This window comes from Mycobacterium sp. Panama NTM2, from assembly GCF_054355555.1.
Genome location: NZ_CM135953.1, coordinates 925104 through 942649 on the forward strand (window position 1 = coordinate 925104; position 17546 = coordinate 942649).

General features: G+C 69.8%; 12 protein-coding genes. 4 read left to right on the forward strand and 8 right to left on the reverse strand.

From position 1 onward, the window contains the following. Positions 1-5 precede the first annotated feature (5 nt). The 4 genes from ACXYX3_RS04475 to ACXYX3_RS04490 all read right to left on the reverse strand — a co-directional run bounded on the left by ACXYX3_RS04475 (position 6) and on the right by ACXYX3_RS04490 (position 6362). Complete coding sequence (locus ACXYX3_RS04475) at positions 6-2165, reverse strand: CHAT domain-containing protein (protein WP_458610323.1); 2160 nt, start codon at positions 2163-2165, stop codon at positions 6-8. 140 nt (positions 2166-2305) lie between these two features. Further along, the gene (locus ACXYX3_RS04480) at positions 2306-3607 is read right to left on the reverse strand and encodes a DEAD/DEAH box helicase (protein ID WP_458610324.1); all 1302 of its coding nucleotides are present in this window, start codon (positions 3605-3607) and stop codon (positions 2306-2308) included. 286 nt (positions 3608-3893) lie between these two features. Further along, on the reverse strand, positions 3894-4835 hold the full coding sequence (speB, locus tag ACXYX3_RS04485) for an agmatinase (protein ID WP_458610325.1): 942 nt from the start codon (positions 4833-4835) through the stop codon (positions 3894-3896). A 3-nt stretch (positions 4836-4838) separates the two neighbouring features. Beyond that, positions 4839-6362, reverse strand: coding sequence for a purine-cytosine permease family protein (locus tag ACXYX3_RS04490; protein ID WP_458610326.1), 1524 nt, complete (start codon positions 6360-6362; stop codon positions 4839-4841). 184 nt (positions 6363-6546) lie between these two features. Here ACXYX3_RS04490 and ACXYX3_RS04495 point away from each other — a divergent pair, with 184 nt between their 5' ends. Continuing rightward, positions 6547-7434: an Lrp/AsnC family transcriptional regulator gene (locus tag ACXYX3_RS04495; protein ID WP_458610327.1), complete on the forward strand. Its 888-nt coding sequence runs from the start codon at positions 6547-6549 to the stop codon at positions 7432-7434. A 102-nt stretch (positions 7435-7536) separates the two neighbouring features. Here the strand turns inward: ACXYX3_RS04495 and ACXYX3_RS04500 are convergent, their stop codons facing one another. The 3 genes from ACXYX3_RS04500 to ACXYX3_RS04510 are packed head-to-tail and all read right to left on the reverse strand — an operon-like array spanning position 7537 to position 11590. Further along, positions 7537-8559, reverse strand: a complete 1023-nt coding sequence (locus ACXYX3_RS04500; RefSeq protein ID WP_458610328.1) for a threonine aldolase family protein — start codon at positions 8557-8559, stop codon at positions 7537-7539. Between the two features lie 11 nt (positions 8560-8570). Then, on the reverse strand, positions 8571-10907 hold the full coding sequence (locus tag ACXYX3_RS04505) for an AAA family ATPase (RefSeq protein WP_458611973.1): 2337 nt from the start codon (positions 10905-10907) through the stop codon (positions 8571-8573). Continuing rightward, positions 10907-11590 (reverse strand): TVP38/TMEM64 family protein, encoded by a 684-nt coding sequence (locus ACXYX3_RS04510; RefSeq protein ID WP_458610329.1) that lies wholly within the window; start codon positions 11588-11590, stop codon positions 10907-10909. The genes ACXYX3_RS04505 and ACXYX3_RS04510 overlap by 1 nt, the downstream gene beginning before the upstream one ends. A gap of 39 nt (positions 11591-11629) precedes the next feature. Here ACXYX3_RS04510 and ACXYX3_RS04515 point away from each other — a divergent pair, with 39 nt between their 5' ends. From ACXYX3_RS04515 to ACXYX3_RS04525, 3 genes are read left to right on the forward strand one after another with little or no spacing between them, the layout of a single operon-like run. Continuing rightward, positions 11630-12256, forward strand: coding sequence for a hypothetical protein (locus tag ACXYX3_RS04515; RefSeq protein ID WP_458610330.1), 627 nt, complete (start codon positions 11630-11632; stop codon positions 12254-12256). Next, positions 12256-15384 (forward strand): helicase HerA domain-containing protein, encoded by a 3129-nt coding sequence (locus ACXYX3_RS04520; protein ID WP_458610331.1) that lies wholly within the window; start codon positions 12256-12258, stop codon positions 15382-15384. Before ACXYX3_RS04515 ends, ACXYX3_RS04520 begins: the two co-directional genes overlap by 1 nt. Beyond that, positions 15381-16193 (forward strand): sulfurtransferase, encoded by an 813-nt coding sequence (locus ACXYX3_RS04525; RefSeq protein ID WP_458610332.1) that lies wholly within the window; start codon positions 15381-15383, stop codon positions 16191-16193. Before ACXYX3_RS04520 ends, ACXYX3_RS04525 begins: the two co-directional genes overlap by 4 nt. Here the strand turns inward: ACXYX3_RS04525 and ACXYX3_RS04530 are convergent. Beyond that, positions 16164-17546, reverse strand: a complete 1383-nt coding sequence (locus ACXYX3_RS04530; protein WP_458610333.1) for an APC family permease — start codon at positions 17544-17546, stop codon at positions 16164-16166. The genes ACXYX3_RS04525 and ACXYX3_RS04530 overlap by 30 nt on opposite strands.

The following is a 17546-nucleotide window of genomic DNA, read 5'->3' on the forward strand; positions in this document are numbered from 1 at the left end:
TCCTGTCAGGTCTGGGCCGCGGCGACGGGCGGCGTGATCTGGGTGGTGACGTCGCAGTGCGCCGAGTACAGAAGTCCGAGCGGATTGTTGTTGTGCTGCAGGAACTCCAAGCGCACGTCGCGCAGCGCTCGGCCGACCTCGGCCCCGTCGAGCAGCCGGTCGAGGAAGTTCTCCGCCCAGCGGATCGCGAACAGCACCGGCGTCGAGCACTCGGTGCCGATCACGCCGCGCGCTCCCTTCGACAGGAAGTACGGCACGAAGCCGTCGTAGAAGCGGGGCGAGAGATCGGCCGACTCGCACGCGTTCAGCACGATCAGGGGACGACCGGCGAGCGGGATGTCGTCGGGTGCGTCGTTGGTGAGGTCCGCGAGTGTGGCGAACGTCGAGCGGTCGATCTGTGAGCCCATGATGATGGCCGATTGCTGCGGGTCGGCATCATTGGTCTTCGCGTGGCAGTAGAAGTACGTCACCTTGTCGCGCGTGGAGTCCGCGGCCAGCGCGCTGACGACCTCGGCGCGATCAGACCGGGTGATCACCGAGACGCACCGCCGCGACACCGCGAGATCGGCGCACCGCTTCCGATGTTCGGCCACCTGATCGACCGCCGCCTCGCTGACGACGGGATTGATGTTCAGTCCCAGCGTCAGGTCGGGCAGGCTGTCGATCTCCGGATCGTCGTCGGCGGGCATCCGCTGAAAAGGCAAGAGCTCCACGATGTGTCGCATGCCGAGGAACCTGTCCCAAGTCAGCGCGCCGTCGTCGTCGATGTCGCCGAGGTAGAGCATCGACCAGGGGACGGGTACCTGACGGGCCACGATCTGCACCGTCAGCATCACATCGGGCTCTGCGACGTGGCGGGCCAACCAGTCGCCGATCGATCGGAGGTCATCACCGCCCCCGGCGGGCCGGAACAACTGGCGGTAGAGCAGCCGCCCGGCCCGGGCCAGGCGTTTCAGGGCCTGCCGCTGCACCTCCGCGGGGATGTCGATGTGCTCCAAGAACACCTGGCTGCCGCCGTACACGTCCGTGACGACGGCCGCCAGTTCGGCCCGGGCATGGCCGGCCGCCGCAGCGAGTGCGTCGACGGTCAGTGGCATCGGCGCATCGAACGTGAACGGCCCGATGGCACTGCACAGGAATGTGTCGCCGGCCGGGCGGATCACCAGGCCGATGTCACGCGACTTGAGCACCGTCGCCGACGAGGCAGGGCGTCCCTCGGTCGTCGCCGTGAATTCACCCGGAGTCCCTACGGGACAGTGCAATTGCAGCTGCGTGAGGAAGTTGCCATCGCAACTGACCGTTGCGGTGAGCGTGGCGGCGCCCGCTCGACGGGGCGACACGTCGAAGCGTGCCTTGCCGCGCGAGGGACCCGCCTTGGGCAGCTGCAGCGGACGCTGGGCCTGCCCCAGGATCTCGAAGTCCTCCGATGCCACCTGGACGGTGAGCTCGCGGAACGGCTCGTCGGTATCGGCGAACACCGCGACCAATGGGCCGTTGCCGCTCAACGGCTTACGCTCGGTGTCGACGTCGATCGCCACCGAATACGGCACGCCCACCTCGAGCGGCTGGCTCAGATCGTGGTCCTCGATCTCGGCGTTGACGAACCGCTCGCTCGGCGGTGGCGCAGCTGTGGGCGGTGCCGGTAGCGGATCTGCCGCCATGGGTTCCGGAAGGCTCGGTGCGTCGAACCCTTCGCCGATGAGGTCCTGCAATTCCGCATCGATCGTCAGATCGATCGGGGGGTCGGCGAACACGACGGTCGTGGGAACGCCGATTTGCCGCCCCAGCACGATGGGATCCACCGGCGGCGGCCGCAGTGCCATCCGTTCCAGGGTGTCGAGCTGCCGCGCGACCGACTCCGGGAGAGCAGCGCCGGACGGGTACCGCGCCGTCAGCTCGCGGACCTTCTCGCTCGTCGGCACCACCCCCACCGCGGCGATGATGTCGATGAGCGCGCGCAGCCGAGCCGCCTCCGTGGCACCCAGCGGTCCGGACGGCATCCGTGCGAGCACGTCGTCGACGATCCGGCGCGCTTCGTCGGACGACAACCCTCTCAGCGCCTCGATGTCGGCGGCGCGGACGTGCTCTGGCCAGCCGGCCAGGATGCGCTGCGCTGCTGATGTCGCTTCGGTGCCCACCGAGACCCCCTGTTCGACGGTGCGCATACGGGAGTCATCGTGCAGACCGCTGACGTGCACGTCAAGAGGGGTGCGGCATGCCTACGCCGCCGAGTGTGAAAGGGGATACGGCCGGGGCGGCGTGTCGCGGATGACATCGCACACCCGCGCACACGCCCGCCGGGTTGCTAGCGCTGGTGCGACCGGCCCCCGGCACTCGCGGGACGGCGCGAGCGCCGGCGTCCGGAGCCCGGCGAGCGCCGCGGCGCAGCCTGGGTCGCCGGACGGGAGGTCGCGACCACACGCTCGACCGGGGCCCGGTACGGCGCGACCTCACCGGCCACCTTCTGCACCGCCTCGGAGTCGGCCGTCACCTGCTGAGGCGAGACCTGGATACCCGCCCGACGCAGCAAAGCCTGTGTCTCCCTGCGCTGTTCGGGCAACACCACCGTCACCACGTCACCGGCGCTGCCGGCACGCGCGGTCCGGCCGGACCGATGCAGGTACGCCTTGTGCTCGGCGGGCGGATCGATGTGCACCACCAGTTCGATGTCGTCGACGTGCACGCCGCGGGCGGCGATGTCGGTGGCGACCAGCACGCGGACCTCACCGGAGCTGAACGCGGCGAGGTTGCGATCGCGTGCCGGCTGAGACAGGTTGCCGTGCAGGTCTACCGACGGGATACCGGCCTCGGTGAGCTGCTTGGCCATCTTGCGGGCGTGATGCTTGGTGCGCATGAACAGGATTCGACGCCCGGTGCCCGACGCCAGCCGGTGCACCAGGTCCTTCTTGTCCTGCGGACCGGAGACATGGAAGACGTGGTGGGTCATCGCCGGCACGTGCGACTCCGGGCTGTCGACCGAGTGCAACACCTCGTTGCGCAGGAAGCGCTTCACGAGCTTGTCGACGCCGTTGTCCAGCGTCGCGGAGAACAGCAGCCGCTGACCGTCGGCCGGGGTGGCGGCGAGGATGCGGGTGACACCGGGCAGGAAGCCGAGATCGGCCATGTGGTCGGCCTCGTCGATGACCGTGACGGCCACCGCATCGAGGCTCACCAGCTTCTGCTTCATGAGGTCTTCGAGCCGGCCCGGGCAGGCCACGACGATGTCGACGCCGGCCTTGAGCGCCTGCACTTGGCGGTGCTGCGAGACGCCGCCGAAGATCGTGGTGACCGTGAGGTCGTTCACAGCTGCCAGCGGCGCGAGGGTGGCCGAGATCTGGGTGGCCAATTCGCGCGTCGGCGCGAGGACCAGGCCCGTCGGATGCGACGGGCGGCGCTTGCCGCCGGCGAGACGGCTCACCAGGGGCAACGAGAAGGCGAGGGTCTTACCGCTACCGGTCTTGCCGCGGCCGAGCACATCGCGGCCGGCCAGGGTGTCGGGCAGCGTCTCCTGCTGGATGGGGAACGGGGCGGTGATCCCGCGCGCGGTGAGCGCGTCGATGAGGGATCGGGACACGCCGAGATCGGCGAAGGTCTTGTCGCTGGTCAACTTTCGAGTGCCTTTCAGGCATTGGTGTGCCGAGCCGGCGCAGTATCGGGCGCGGTCCTCAACACAGGGTGGCGAGAGTGCCGGTGGGCACAATCGATCGCCGTGACACGAGCTGTGTGGGTCCACGGGCCATCAGGCGGGGCGGCCTGGCAACGGTGCCGGCGCCACTGTCGATGACGAGCGTTTCACGACGCATCGGCCTGGTGAGAACCGGCCGACGTGTCACCACCCTACCGCACGCGACAGGATGGCCACAGAAAGGGGACGGACCGCGCGAGCTGACCGGTCAGCCCTGCGCTCCCAGCGCCAGCAGCGACACCAGGTCGTAGGCCACGTGCGCGGCCGCCACCCCGGTCATCTCGGCGTGGTCATAGGCGGGTGCCACCTCGACCACGTCGGCACCCACCAGGTTCAGCCCGCGGAAGCCGCGCAGGATCTCCAGCAGCTCGCGGCTGGTGATGCCGCCGGCTTCCGGCGTGCCGGTGCCCGGCGCGTGCGCGGGGTCGAGAACGTCGATGTCGATGGACACGTAGACCGGGCGGGTGCCCACCCGGGTGCGCAGTCGGTCGATGATCTCCCGCACCCCCTGGTAGTACACGTCGGCCGACGTGAGGATCCCGAAGCCGAACCGGCGGTCGTCGTCGAGGTCCTTCTTCCCGTACAACGGGCCGCGGGTGCCGACGTGGCAGAGCGCCTCGGTGTCGAGGATGCCCTCCTCGACGGCGCGGCGGAACGGGGTGCCGTGGGTGTAGGCAGCCCCGAAGTAGGTGTCCCAGGTGTCGAGGTGGGCGTCGAAGTGCACGAGCGCGACGGGCCCGTGCTTGGCTGCGGCGGCGCGTAGCAGCGGCAGCGCGATCGTGTGATCGCCGCCGATCGTGACCAATCTCGTCGCGTCGGCCGTCAGCTGGGCGGCCGCCCCCTCGATCGTCTCGATCGCCTCGTCGATGTTGAACGGGTTCACCGAGATGTCTCCGGCGTCGGCGACCTGCACCAGCTCGAACGGGGACACGTCCATCGCCGGGTGGTAGGGCCGCAGCAGGCGCGACGCCTCACGCACGTATGTGGGGCCGAAACGGGCGCCGGGGCGATAGGACACCCCGGAGTCGAACGGCACCCCGGCGACGACGATGTCGGCGCACGTCACCTGATCCAGCCGCGGCACTTTCGCGAATGTCGCCGGTCCGGCATAGCGGGGGGTGACGGACGCGTCGACGGGTCCGACGGGCATGACTCAAACCTCCGAGACGATAGGGGTGTTGGCGGCGGGCCCGGCGGGCACCAGCCGGGGGCCTTCGGGACCGAAGACGTCGGCGGGTTCCGGGAACAGCCGCAGCGCAAGCGGATACAACAGCGCGGCCAGCCCCAGGCCGACGGGGATGCTCAGATCGACTCCGGCGGCGAGATCGCCCAGCGGTCCGACGAATTGGCCGGGTGAATTGACGAAACAGAGCGACAGCGCCGCTGCGACCAGCCAGGCCCCGAGCCCTCGCCAGTTCCAGCCGTGGCGGAACCAATAGCGACCGCCGCGCTGGCGCCGGTTGAACACCTGCAACGCATCCGAGTCGTACCACCCGCGCCGGGTGAACCAGCCCAACATCATCACCACCATCCATGGCGCCGTACACGTGACGATCAGCACCGCGAACGTCGAGATGCTCTGCACCACGTTGAACGCGAAGCGTCCGACGAAGATGAACACGATCGCCAGCGTGCCGATGAACACGGTGGCCTGTACCCGGCTGAAGCGCGGGAACACACTCGAGAAGTCCAGCCCCGTGCCGTAGAGCGCGGTAGTGCCGGTCGACATGCCGCCGATCAACGCGATCAGACACACGGGGACGAAGTACCACCCGGGGGAGACCGTCAGCAGGCCGCCGACATAGTCACCGCCGTCGATGAATTCCGGTGCGGTGGTGGCGACGACGGTCGCGGTGACGAGTCCGAAGAGGAACGGCACCAGGGTGGCGAGTTGCGCACCGAACGCGGCGAGCATCGGCTGCCACGAGGGGGTGTCGCGGGGGATGTAGCGGGCCCAGTCGCCGAGGAAGGCCCCGAAACTCACCGGGTTCGACATCACGATCAACGCCGCGCCGACGAACGACGGCCAGTACAGCGGATCGCCCGCCGACACCGTGCCGGCGTAGCCCGGATCGAAGGTGCCGCCGAAGGCGAAGATGCCCGCCAGGAACAGCACGGTGGCGGCGATGACGGCGATCTTGTTGACCAGCAACATGAATCGGAACCCATAGATGCACACGACCAGCACCAGGAGGGCGAACACGCCGTAGGCGACAGCGACGGCGACGTCGTTGTCCGGCAGTCCGATCGCGCGGTGAGCGCCGCCGACGAGCACGTCTCCCGATGTCCACACCGAGATCGAGAAGAACGCCACCGCTGTCAACAGCGACAGGAAGGAGCCGACGACGCGGCCGTGCACGCCCAGGTGCGCCGACGAGGACACCGCGTTGTTGGTGCCGTTGCGGGGGCCGAACAGCGACATCGGCGCGAGGATCGCGGCGCCCAGCAGCAGACCCGCCAGTGTCGCGAGCAGGGCGTCGCGGAACGAGAGCCCGAAGATGATCGGGAAGGTGCCCAGCACCACGGTGGCGATCGTGTTGGCGCCGCCGAAGACGAGCCGGAACAAGTCGAGGGGACCGGCGGTGCGCTCGTCGTCGGGGATGGGCTCGACGCCGTGGACCTCGACTTCCGTGGCTCTCGGTGGGGCGGCGCGGCCGGTGGCGGGGGTTGAGGTCATGTCTGGCTCCTCATGGTGTGGTGAGGGCCACGCTAAGGCCACCCCTGCAGCGGCGCAATCGCATCGCTCGCCTGCCATCAGCCGTTCGTCGCGATATGCCGAAGAAGGGCGGAAAAAACGACACAGCTGGCAGAATCATCCGCTGATGGCGCACGATGCGTTCAGGCAGTGAGGCGGAAAAATCGTGGACGATGTGGACGGCGCGATCGTCAGCTTGCTCGAACAGGACGGCCGGCTGACCCATCTCGACATCGCCGCGGCGGTCGGGCTGTCCCGCTCCGCAGCGGCGACCAGAGTGCACCGGCTACTAACTAAGGGGCAGGTCGTGATCCGCGGCGTGGTGCATCCCTCGGTACTCGGTCGCGGTGCACTCGCGCATCTCGGCATCGTCGTGTCGGGCCGGGCTGCGCCGATCGCTCGTGCGCTCGCCGAGCGCACCGATGTCGCGTTCCTGTCGTTGACCAGCGGGGCACACGGGATCGTCGCCGAGCTGCGGGCGGGTTCGATGAGCGACATCGATCGAGCCATCGGGGAGGTGCGGGCCGTCGCCGGGGTCGTGAGCGTGGACACGCTCGCGTACGTCGACGTGGTGCGCGATGTGATCGGACCTGTCGGCGAAGTCGGTGTCACCGTCGACGACGTGGACCGCCTGCTGCTGCGCGCGTTGCAGGAGGATGGCCGCGCCTCCTACGTCGATCTCGCTGCTGCCGTGGGTCTTTCGCCCGCAGGCGCGAGGCGGCGCGTGGTGCGGTTGGTGGAGAACAACGTCGTGCGCGTCGGTGCGGTGGTGCGGCACTCAGGGCAGGACCGCCAAAGCGCGCTGGGGCTGGGGATCCGGCTGGCCGGCGCGCCTGATTCCGTGGTCACCGCACTGCGCGCGATGCCCGCGGCGATCTTCGTCGCACGGGTGCTGGGGCGGTGCGACGTGCTCGCCACGGTGCGGGCGTTCTCGGCGGCCCAATTGGTGGATGTCGTCGACGAGGTCAGGAATCTGGCCGGCGTCGCAGCCGTGGAGAGTTGGGTGCACCTCGACGTGGTCAAGGAGAACTACGCGTCGGGATTCCCGGAGTGAGTGCGGAGTCGGCCCATCCTCAGCGACACTGTCGGTGGTTGGTGAGGTGGGCTCGGTATCCGCCGACACTGTCGCTCGGGGTGGGCCGGCGAGAAGGTTGCGTCAGCGCAGCGTCGCCAGCACGTCGTCGACCTCGTCCTGCGTCGTGGCCCAGGAACACACCAGCCGCCACACCGGCTCCCCGAGATCGGGCTGGTGCACCTGATAGTGCGCCGAGAGCCGTGCTGCCGCAGCGGGCGTCAGCCGGACGAACACCTCGTTCGCCTCGACGGGCGAGGCCAGGCTGAGGCCGAGACCCTCGAGCCCGGCGGCGAGTGCGCCGGCCATCGTGTTCGCGTGCGCCGCGGAGCGCAGCCACAGATCGTCGGAGAGCAGCGCCAGGAACTGCGCCGCCACGTAGCGGTGCTTGCTGGCCAGATGGCCGATCTGCTTCTGCACGAAGCTGATTCCCGGGAAGTGCTCGGGCCGGCGTACCAGGATCGCATCGCCGAACAGCAAACCGTTCTTGGTGCCGCCGACGGTCACGATGTCCGCGTCGCCGACCGCGTCGATCGGCGAGACCTGCTGGCTCGCAATGGCGTTGGCCACCCGGGCGCCGTCGACGTGCACCAGCAGCCCGAGGTCATGCGCGTGGTCGACGAAACCCTTGATGGCCGGCGCCGACCACACCCGGCCGTTCTCGGTCGACTGTGTGATGGTCACGATGCGCGGCTGCGAATGGTGCACCGGGCCCCGGCGGGTCACCCGGCGATCCAGCTCATCGGTCGCGACGATGCCATCGGTGCTCGGCAACCGCGTCAACTGCGCACCGGAGAGCCGCACCGGTCCGCCGGCCTCGTCGAGCAGCACGTGCGCGACGTCGCTGCACAGGATCTCGTGCCACGGCTGCACCGCCGCACTCAGCGCGATGATGTTCGCGGCCGTGCCGGTGAACGCGTACAACACCTCGGCGCCGGGGGAGTCGAAGGTCTCCCGCAGCGCAGCGGCGGCCTGCGCGGTCACGTCGTCGTCGCCGTAGGACGGTGCCGGCCCGGTGTTGGCACGCACCAGCGCGTCGAGGACCGTCGGGTGCGCGGGTGCGGCGTTGTCGGACGCGAAGGCAGCAGAGATCGGCACGCTCGCCATTGTGCCCCCGGTCAGCGGGTGGCGAGCCAGGCGAAGAACTCCTCGGCGCAGAACACCGGCTTGCCGTACTCGGCCGCCTTGCGCGCCTTGCCCGACTGCGTGCCCACCTCCGCCGTCACGAGCACGTCGCACCGCGTCTTCGACACCGTCTTCACCGGGACCAGACCGGCGTCGGCGGCCAGCGCCTCCATCTGCGGGCGCTCGACGATGCGCCCCGTCGGATCCTGCGCGGTGCCGGTGAAACAGATGCGTGTTCCCGCGGCGAGCACGGCGCCGATGGCGGGTTCGTCGGCCTCGGTGGCGATGTCCGAGGTCAGGTCGACGCCCAGCAACTCGGAGGCGGACCGCAGCCGGGCCCGCACGTCGTCGGGCACGCGCATCCCGGTGATGGCGCGGCGCAGCTGGTCGGCGATCGTCTGGCGGGCCGCTGGTTCCCACGTGGCGTCCCTTGTCGATTCGGCACCCGACGCCGGCTGCGCACCCAGCAGCACCGCCCCGACGTCGCGGCTGATCCGCAGCAGTGCCGACAACCCCGGCAGATGCTCGGCAGCCGGCGTCGGCACCGACGCATCCCGACTGACCAGCAGCCCGGCCGACTCGACCGCATCGGGCTCGTCGAACGCCGTCGTCCCGTCCGTGTTCGCCGTGTCCCGGTGGGCCTGGATCGCCGCTTGCGCCCGCTGCAGCGCGGTGCGTCCCGTGACGCGCGTCCCCCGGAGTTCGACACCCAACGGCATCGCGGTGACGAAGCCGAGGCGCTTGAGCTCGAAGTCGATCAACCCGAGTTGCTCGTCGATCCCGGGGCCGACCGGGGTGAATCCGGCGAGCATCGGCGCGATCACCGCCCACGCCTGCCGCAGCGTCGGAGCCAGCAGCACGTCCGCCACCGTGATGCCGTAGGCGGCCCGCGCGTCGGCCAGATCGCGCTGCGGGTTGATCAGCGTGGTCACCGCGGTACCGTCGTCGAACGCCACCGCCAGCTCCACCGGCCGCGGCCGCGACATCCGGCCCTCGTCCCCGACCGTCAGCATCCCGAACGCACAGAACCGGCGCGCTGCCGTGCCGTCGCCGCCACCGCGCAGGAACCGGGCGATCCGCCGATCGGTCTTCAAATCCTTCGGCAGCACAGGCCTTTTCAGGACCAGTCCGGCCAGTGAGGTGCATCGGCTCAGCGCCACGTACAACTGCCCGGTGGAAAACATGCCGCCCGTCAGGTCGACGACCACGCGGTCGAGCGTCTGCCCTTGGCTCTTGTGGATCGTGATCGCCCACGCCAGCTTGAACGGCAGCTGCGTGTAGGAGCCGATCACCTCACGGCTCAGCGACCCGCCGTCGAGCACCGGCCTGGTGGCCTCCCAGCTGAACGGTGCCACGTCGGCGCAGGAGCCGTCCGGGAACTCGACCTCGACGACGGCGCCGTAGCGGTCGTAGCCGACTCCGACCACGCGGCCGATGCTGCCGTTGACCCAGCGATCGGACTGGTCGTTGTTGAGCATCATGATCTGGGCGCCGACCTTGAACCGCAGCGTCTCCTCGACCGGGGGGTCGAACAGGCTCAGATCGCCGGATGTGCGCGCCTCATGGACGAATTCGTCCCCGGAGAGCCTCTCGAGCTGTTGCCGGTTGCGAGCCGTCACCAGACGGTTGGTGGGGGCCAGGGTCAGCCAGAACTCGTCATCGGGCGGCACGAAGTCCTTGTCGGCGCGCGCGTTGAGCTGCTCCTGAGCGTGGCCGAGGAGAACACCCTCGCGAATCTCGTTGAGGATGGCGGTCATTCGATCATCACCGAGCTGACGGAACACCGTGGTCAGCGAGACGGTCGGGAAGTCCTGCCGGCGGAACGAGCGTGCCGAGAAGAAGTAGGGCGTCTCGTAGGTGGTTTCGAAGAAGCCGGTCTCGTGCTCGCTGACCACCGGCGGCAGCTGGTACAGATCGCCGACGAGCACGATCTGCACGCCGCCGAACGGGGTGCCTGGCGCGGGACCGAACCGCGACAGCGCCGCGGCGATCATGTCGAAGACGTCGGCGCGCACCATCGACGCCTCGTCGATGATCAGCGTCTGCAGCGACGCCAGCGTCTTGGTGAAGCGGCCGGGCCGGTAGTCGCCGCCGCGCACGTCGGCCAGCGTCGTCGTGGCCCGGAACCCGAACAACCGGTGAATGGTGTAACCGTCGACGTTCAGCGCCGCGATGCCCGTCGGCGCCACCACCACGACGCTGCGATCGGTGTCGGCCAGGAAGCGGCGGATCAGCGTCGACTTGCCGGTACCGGCCTTGCCGGTGAGGAACACGTGCCCGCCGCCGGCGAGCCGGTCGAGCGCGTGGCGGAACTCGTCGGTCAGGACGATCACGGCTTGGACCGCCAGGCCCGCCAGCCGCGGTGCGCGGCATATGCCCCGGCGCCCGCGGTCACACACCACACAGCGATCGCGGCGATGAGCAGAGGCGCCGAAAACGAGCCGAGGGTCGAGCCCAGCGCCGTGTACGCGAACGCCTTCGGCGCCGAGCCGATCAGCGCGCCGGCCGCCATCTGCCACACGGGCACACCGAACGCGCCGAACGTGTAGGACGCCAGCGCATCGTTGATGCCCGGCACGAACCGCTGCCCGACCACCGCCCACAGCCCGCCGCGCCGTATCAGCGCGTCCACCCGTGCCGAACGCTCCGGCCCCAGCAGGGCGTGGGCGCTGTTCCGCCCGGCGCGCCGCCCCGCCACGGACGTCAACACCGCCGAGCCCACGGTGGCACCCAACGTGACGAACGTGCCCAGCACCGGGCCGAACAGGAACCCGCTGCCGCCGGCCAACAGCGGGCCCGGCACCAGCACCGCGCCCAGAACCGAGGACACCGCCACGTACACCAGCGGCGCCAGCGGGCCGGCCGATTCCACCACCGAGCGCACCGTGGCCACGTCGATGACCTGCCGGATCGCGGTCAGGTAGAACAACGCGCCCAGGACAGCGACGAACAGCGCGAGCCGCAGGACATGGCGGCGTCGCGACGTGTCCGGAGTGCCCTCGGTGTCAACCATGCCGAACGCCATCCTGCCGTAGCCCGTTAAGTTGGCAGGGTGACTGCGACGGCGGGGGAGCTGACGGGAACCGAACGCGCGGTGCTGCTGGTCCTGATGGCCCGGGCCCGGCCCGTGCCGAACTCCGAACTGGCGGCTCTGGGCCCCACGCTGGACAAGGCGGGGCGCGAGAAGCTGAACCGGCTGGGACTGATCGAGTCCGAGCGGGCAGGCAACCGCTACATCCACGAGCTGACCGACCGCGGCTGGCGAATGTGCCGCGAACTGCTCGACGCGCCGCCACCAGCACGAGCCACCGGACCGGCGAAGGCGTTGCAGACCATCCTCGCGGGGCTGGGGCGATACCTGGAGACCGCGCAGCTGAGCCTGGCCGATGTGTTCGGCGAGACGGCGGCGTCTAAGGATGCGCCCAGCGTCGAGGACCGCATCCGCGCGGTCTACACCGAGTTGGCCCCGCGACCGGGCGGCTGGGTGCCGCTGCGCCGGCTGCGCGCCGAGCTCGACGCCCCGCGCGATGCCGTCGACGCCGCGCTGGCCGCGCTGCACCGCACGCCGGGGGTGAGCGTGATCCCCGAGGAGAACCAGAAACAGCTGACCGACGAGGACCGCGCCGCCGCCGTGCTGATCGGCGACCGGCCCAAGCATCTGATCGCGATCGAGGGCTGATGGACGCATCGCAGCGGGAGGCGCTGAGCGCGCTGCGCCTGACCTGGGCGCCCACCAGTGACGACCTGTGGCGTCCGCAGGCCGCCACCCACGTCAGCGGGCTTAACGACGCCGCGGTCGACGACGTGATAGCGGCCTTCGGTGACGCCCGGGCCGATCCGGATTCCTCGCCCCTGGGCGTCGTGATCCAAGGGCCCGCCGGCTCGGGCAAGACCCACCTGCTCGGCCAGATCCGGGAGCGCGTGCAGGCCGACGGCGGATTCTTCTTCGTCGTCGAGCTGCTCGACGCGGCCAGTTTCTGGGAGTCGGTGCGCAGCGGTGTCCTGGAGAGCCTCGGCAGGCCAGGCCACCGGCTGGAGACCCAGCTCAAGGATGTGCTGTGGGAGCTGGCGTCGCTGGCCCACGTTTCGCGTGCGGACCGGCGGGCACTGGTCGGCGACGACGACCTCGACGCCGAGACGCTGTACCGCTTCGTGATGGCGCTCGCGAAGCAGCCGTCGGCGAAAGAGACGGTGCGGCAATGTCATCAGGCACTGCGCGCGCTGGTGCTGGTGGCGTCCAACGACTTCATCGCCCACGACATCGGCGAAGGGTTCCTGCAGGGCAGCGAAGAGTTCACCGCCGAGGAACGTGGCCCGTGGGGACTGCGGACCGCGCCCGCCTCGGCGCAGGAGTGCGTGCGCGACATCGCCCGGCTGGTCGCGCTGGCCGGCCCGGCGGTGCTGGCCGTCGATCAGATCGACACGCTGATCGCGCAATCGCTGGCCGCCACAGACGAATCCGCCTCCGACGACCGCCGAGACGATCGGGTGCTCGAGCAGGTCGCCCACGGGTTGATGGCCGTGCGGCAGACCATGCGGCGCACCGTGCCGGTGGTGGCGTGCCTGCCCGCGGTGTGGGAACACATCCGGGACACCGCGACAGCCAGTGTGGCCGACCGGTTCCGGGTCACCGGGGTGCTCCGGCCGCTGCCCACCGCCGACATCGGCCGCGCCATCCTGGAGCGCCGCTTCACCGCCAGCTACCGCGCGGTGGGCTTCACCCCGCCGTACCCCAGCTGGCCGATCGCGCCCGAGGCGTTCGACGAGGCGCCGTCCTACACGCCGCGGCAGCTGCTGATCCGCGCCGACACCCACGTTCGTGAATGCCTCAAGCACGGCGACGCCGTCGAACTACACCACCTGACAGGCGAGGGCGTGGTGTGGGACTCGTTGTCGGACAACGATACCGGGCAGGAAACTGCGCTCCTCGATCGACGGTTCGCCGACTACCGCAGGCGCGCGGTGCCTTCGGCGGCGACCGCCTCCGACGGCGAGGACGTCACGATGCCCGAGCTGCTCGGCGCAGCACTGACCGCGTGGATCGCCGAGCGCGACGGTGAGCAGACCTTCGCCTGCGACCCGCCGCCCGGCACACACGTCACGCTGCACGCGCGGCTGCGCGAGACGCTGGACAGCGCCACCGAGGACGAACGGCACTGGGCGTTCCGCGCCGTGGCGGCCGACAACGCCAGCGCTGCGCTGAGCCGGGTCCGAAAGGCCATCACTGCCGCGGGTTTCGGCCCCGGCGCCGGCCGGCGCCGACTGTTCCTGATCCGCAACACACCCTGGCCGACCGGGAAGAAGACGGCCGAGGAGATCGCGGCATTCCACGCGTGGGGCGGTGCGACGGTGCCGCTGGCGGAGGGCGACGTGCGGACGATGGCCGCGCTGCGTGATCTGTTCGCCGAGGACGACCCCGGCCTGGCGCAGTGGCTGCGGACACGCCGGCCCGCCCACCGGATGGCTCTGCTGGCGGAGACCCTCGGCGACGGTGTGGTCGAGGACGAACTCGAGATCGATTCGGGCAGTGACTCATCGGATGAGCCGGCCGACGATGTTCCCGCCGTCGACGTGCCCGACGACGAGGTGCCGCTGGGCCGCGACCTGCACAGCGACGAACCGGTGTCGATCCCGATGTCAGCGCTGCGCAAACACGTCGCGATCTTCGCGGGGTCGGGATCGGGCAAAACGGTCCTGATCCGCCGGCTGGTCGAGGAATGCGCGCTGCGCGGAGTGTCCGCGATCGTGCTGGACCCAAACAACGATCTCTCGCGGCTCGGGACCGCGTGGCCGCAGAAGCCCGACGGGTGGCACCGCGCCGACGACGCGCGCGCCGAGGACTATCTGCGCTCCACCGAGGTGACGATCTGGACGCCGCGGCGCACCAGCGGCCGCCCGCTGAGCTTCCAGCCGCTGCCCGACTTCGCCAGCGTCGTCGACGACCACGACGAGTTCTACGAAGCCGTCGAAGCGGCGTGCTCGGCGCTGGAACCGCAGGCGCTGATCACCGGCAAGACGCAGAAGGCCACCCGCGCCCGGGCGGTGTTGCGAGAAGCGTTGCAGCACTACGGCAGAACGCCCGAGCCGACGCTGGCCGGATTCGTCCGGCTGCTGGCCGACCTGCCCGACGACGTCAGCAACATGGCCGGCGCGCACGAGATCGCCGGCGACCTCTCGCAGAACCTGCGCGCCGCGATGGTCAACGACCCGCTGTTCGGCGGGGCGGGTACCCCCGTGGATCCGGGTGTTCTGCTGACTCCCTCCGACGGTTACCGCGCACGGGTGTCGGTGATCAGCATGATCGGGCTACCGTCCGACGAGCAGCGGCAGAGCTTCGTCAACCAACTGCAGATGGCGCTGTTCGCCTGGATCAAACGCAACCCGGCGGGCGACCGGCCACTCGGCGGGCTGCTCGTGATGGACGAGGCGCAGAACTTCGCTCCCGCACGGGGTTTCACCGCCTGCACCCGCAGCACGCTGGCGCTGTCGTCGCAGGCCCGCAAGTACGGTCTGGGCTTGGTGTTCGCCACGCAGGCGCCCAAGGGGTTGAACCTGAACATCCCCGGCAACGCGGCCACCCAGTTCTACGGACTGCTCAACGCGCCCGCGCAGATCGACACGGCCCGCGAGATGGCCAGGGCCAAAGGCGGACTCGTCGACGACATCAGCCGGTTGCGGGCGGGCAACTTCTACGTCGCCACCGAGGGGGAGTCCTTCCACCGGGTCGTCGAACCGTGGTGCCTGTCCTACCACCCGTCGAGCCCGCCGTCGGCCGACGAAGTGCTGGCCTTGGCGGCGCAGCGATGAGCCGGGTCTTCATCACCGCCGACGAGCTGGCGGCGATGCTGGAGCGCGGTGAACCCGTCACGCTGCTCGACGTCCGGTGGTCGCTGCCCGAACCCGACGGCAGCGCAGCCTACGACCGCGCCCACCTGCCGGGCGCGGTGTACGTGTCCCTCGACGACGAGCTGTCCGATCACAGCGTCACCGGTCGCGGCAGGCACCCGCTGCCATCGGGTGCCGCGGTCCAGGCGGCCGCCCGGCGGTGGGGCGTCCGCACCGGTGTCCCGGTGGTGGTCTACGACGACTGGAACCGGGCCGGTTCGGCACGCGCGTGGTGGGTGCTGACCGCGGCCGGCATCCCGGACGTCCGCATCCTCGACGGCGGGCTCGCCGCCTGGCATGGCGAACTGCGTTCGGGCACCGAGGCCGTCGAACCCGGTGACATCACGGTGGCCCACGACGACCTGTACGACGGCGCGCTGCCGACGGTGACGGCCGACGAGGCGGCCGCGGCGCCGGTCCTGATCGACGCCCGCGCACCCGAACGGTTCCGCGGAGACACCGAACCCGTCGACCCGGTGGCCGGACACATCCCCGGCGCCCGCAACGTCCCCAGCACCAGCCTGCTCGCCGAGGACGGGACGCTACGCGATGATCTGACCGCGCGGATCGGGTCCGTCGACGAGCGCCCTGCGGTGTATTGCGGTTCCGGGGTCACCGCGTCCGTCGTCGTCGCCGCCCTGGCATCGGTCGGGGTGGACGCCGCACTGTTCCCGGGCTCGTGGTCGCAGTACAGCGGCGAGTCAGCGCGCCCGGTCGCTCTCGGTGAGTGACCCCGTCTCCTCGAGATCGAGCACCGGGGTGGGCCGCCGGAAGCCGCGGGTGACCACGGCCAGCCAGACGACACCGATGGCCAGCCAGATCAGTCCGATCGTCAGCGCCTCACCGGACAGGCTGGTCCACAGCCACGCCGTCAGCAGGAAGCCGATGGCCGGCAGCACCACGTTGAGCACCACGTTGCGCTGCCGCTGATCGACGAAGTAGTGCTTGATCACCGACAGGTTGACCACCGAGAACGCCACCAGCGCACCGAAGCTGACCACCGACGCCAGGATCGCGAGATCGATCACGATCGCCAGCAGCGAGATCACGCTGACCGTGAGGATCGCGTAGACGGGCGTGCTGAATTTGACCGACACGTGCCCGAACACCTTGCGCGGCAGGATGCCGTCGCGGCCCATCGCGAACAGGATGCGCGCGACCGACGCCTGCGAGGTCAGCGCGGAACCGAGCGCGCCGGCCACGTAAGCGGCCGTGAAGAACGTGTTGGCGAACGACCCGCCGGCGGCGAGCATCACGTCCGTCGAGCCGGTGTCCACGTCGGCGAACTGGTTGGACGGGAACACCAGCTGCGAGACGTACGACAGCACGATGAAGATGATGCCCGAGACGATCGTCGCGATCATGATCGCCTGCGGCACGGTGCGTTTGGCGTCGCGCGCCTCCTCCGACAGCGTCGACACGGCGTCGAAGCCCAGGAATGACAGACACAGGATCGCCGCACCGGCCAGGACCGGGCTCATACCGCCGGCGCTGCCGTCACCGGTGAAGGGCGCCAGCAGATCGACGGTGCCGAAGCCGGAGATCTTCGACAGTGCCAGCGCCGCGAACACCACGATGAAGATCGCCTGGATCGCGATGATCAGGAAGTTGGCCCGCGCCACCGACACGATGCCGACGATGTTGAGCACGGTGACGATCGCGATCGACACGAGCACGATCACCCAGGCGGGCAGTGCCGGCAGGGCGGCGTTCAGATAGAGCCCGATCACCAGGTAGTTCAGCATCGGCAGGAACAGGTAGTCCAGCAGTAGCGACCAGCCGGCGAGGAAGCCGACAGGGGCGCCGAACGTCCGCTGTGTGTAGGTGTAGGCAGAGCCGGCCACCGGGATCGCGGCGGCCATCCGCGCGTACGACAGCGCGGTGAACACCATCGTGATGGTGGTGACCACGTAGGACATGGGGACCCGACCGCCCGAGGTCTCGGTGACGATCCCGTAGGTGGTGAACACCGTCAGTGGCACCATGTACACGAGGCCGAACAGCACCAGTGAGGGCAACCCCAGTGCTCGTTTCAGGTGACCCTCGTGCGGGTCGGCGAGAAAAGCGCCCGAATCTGTGCTCAT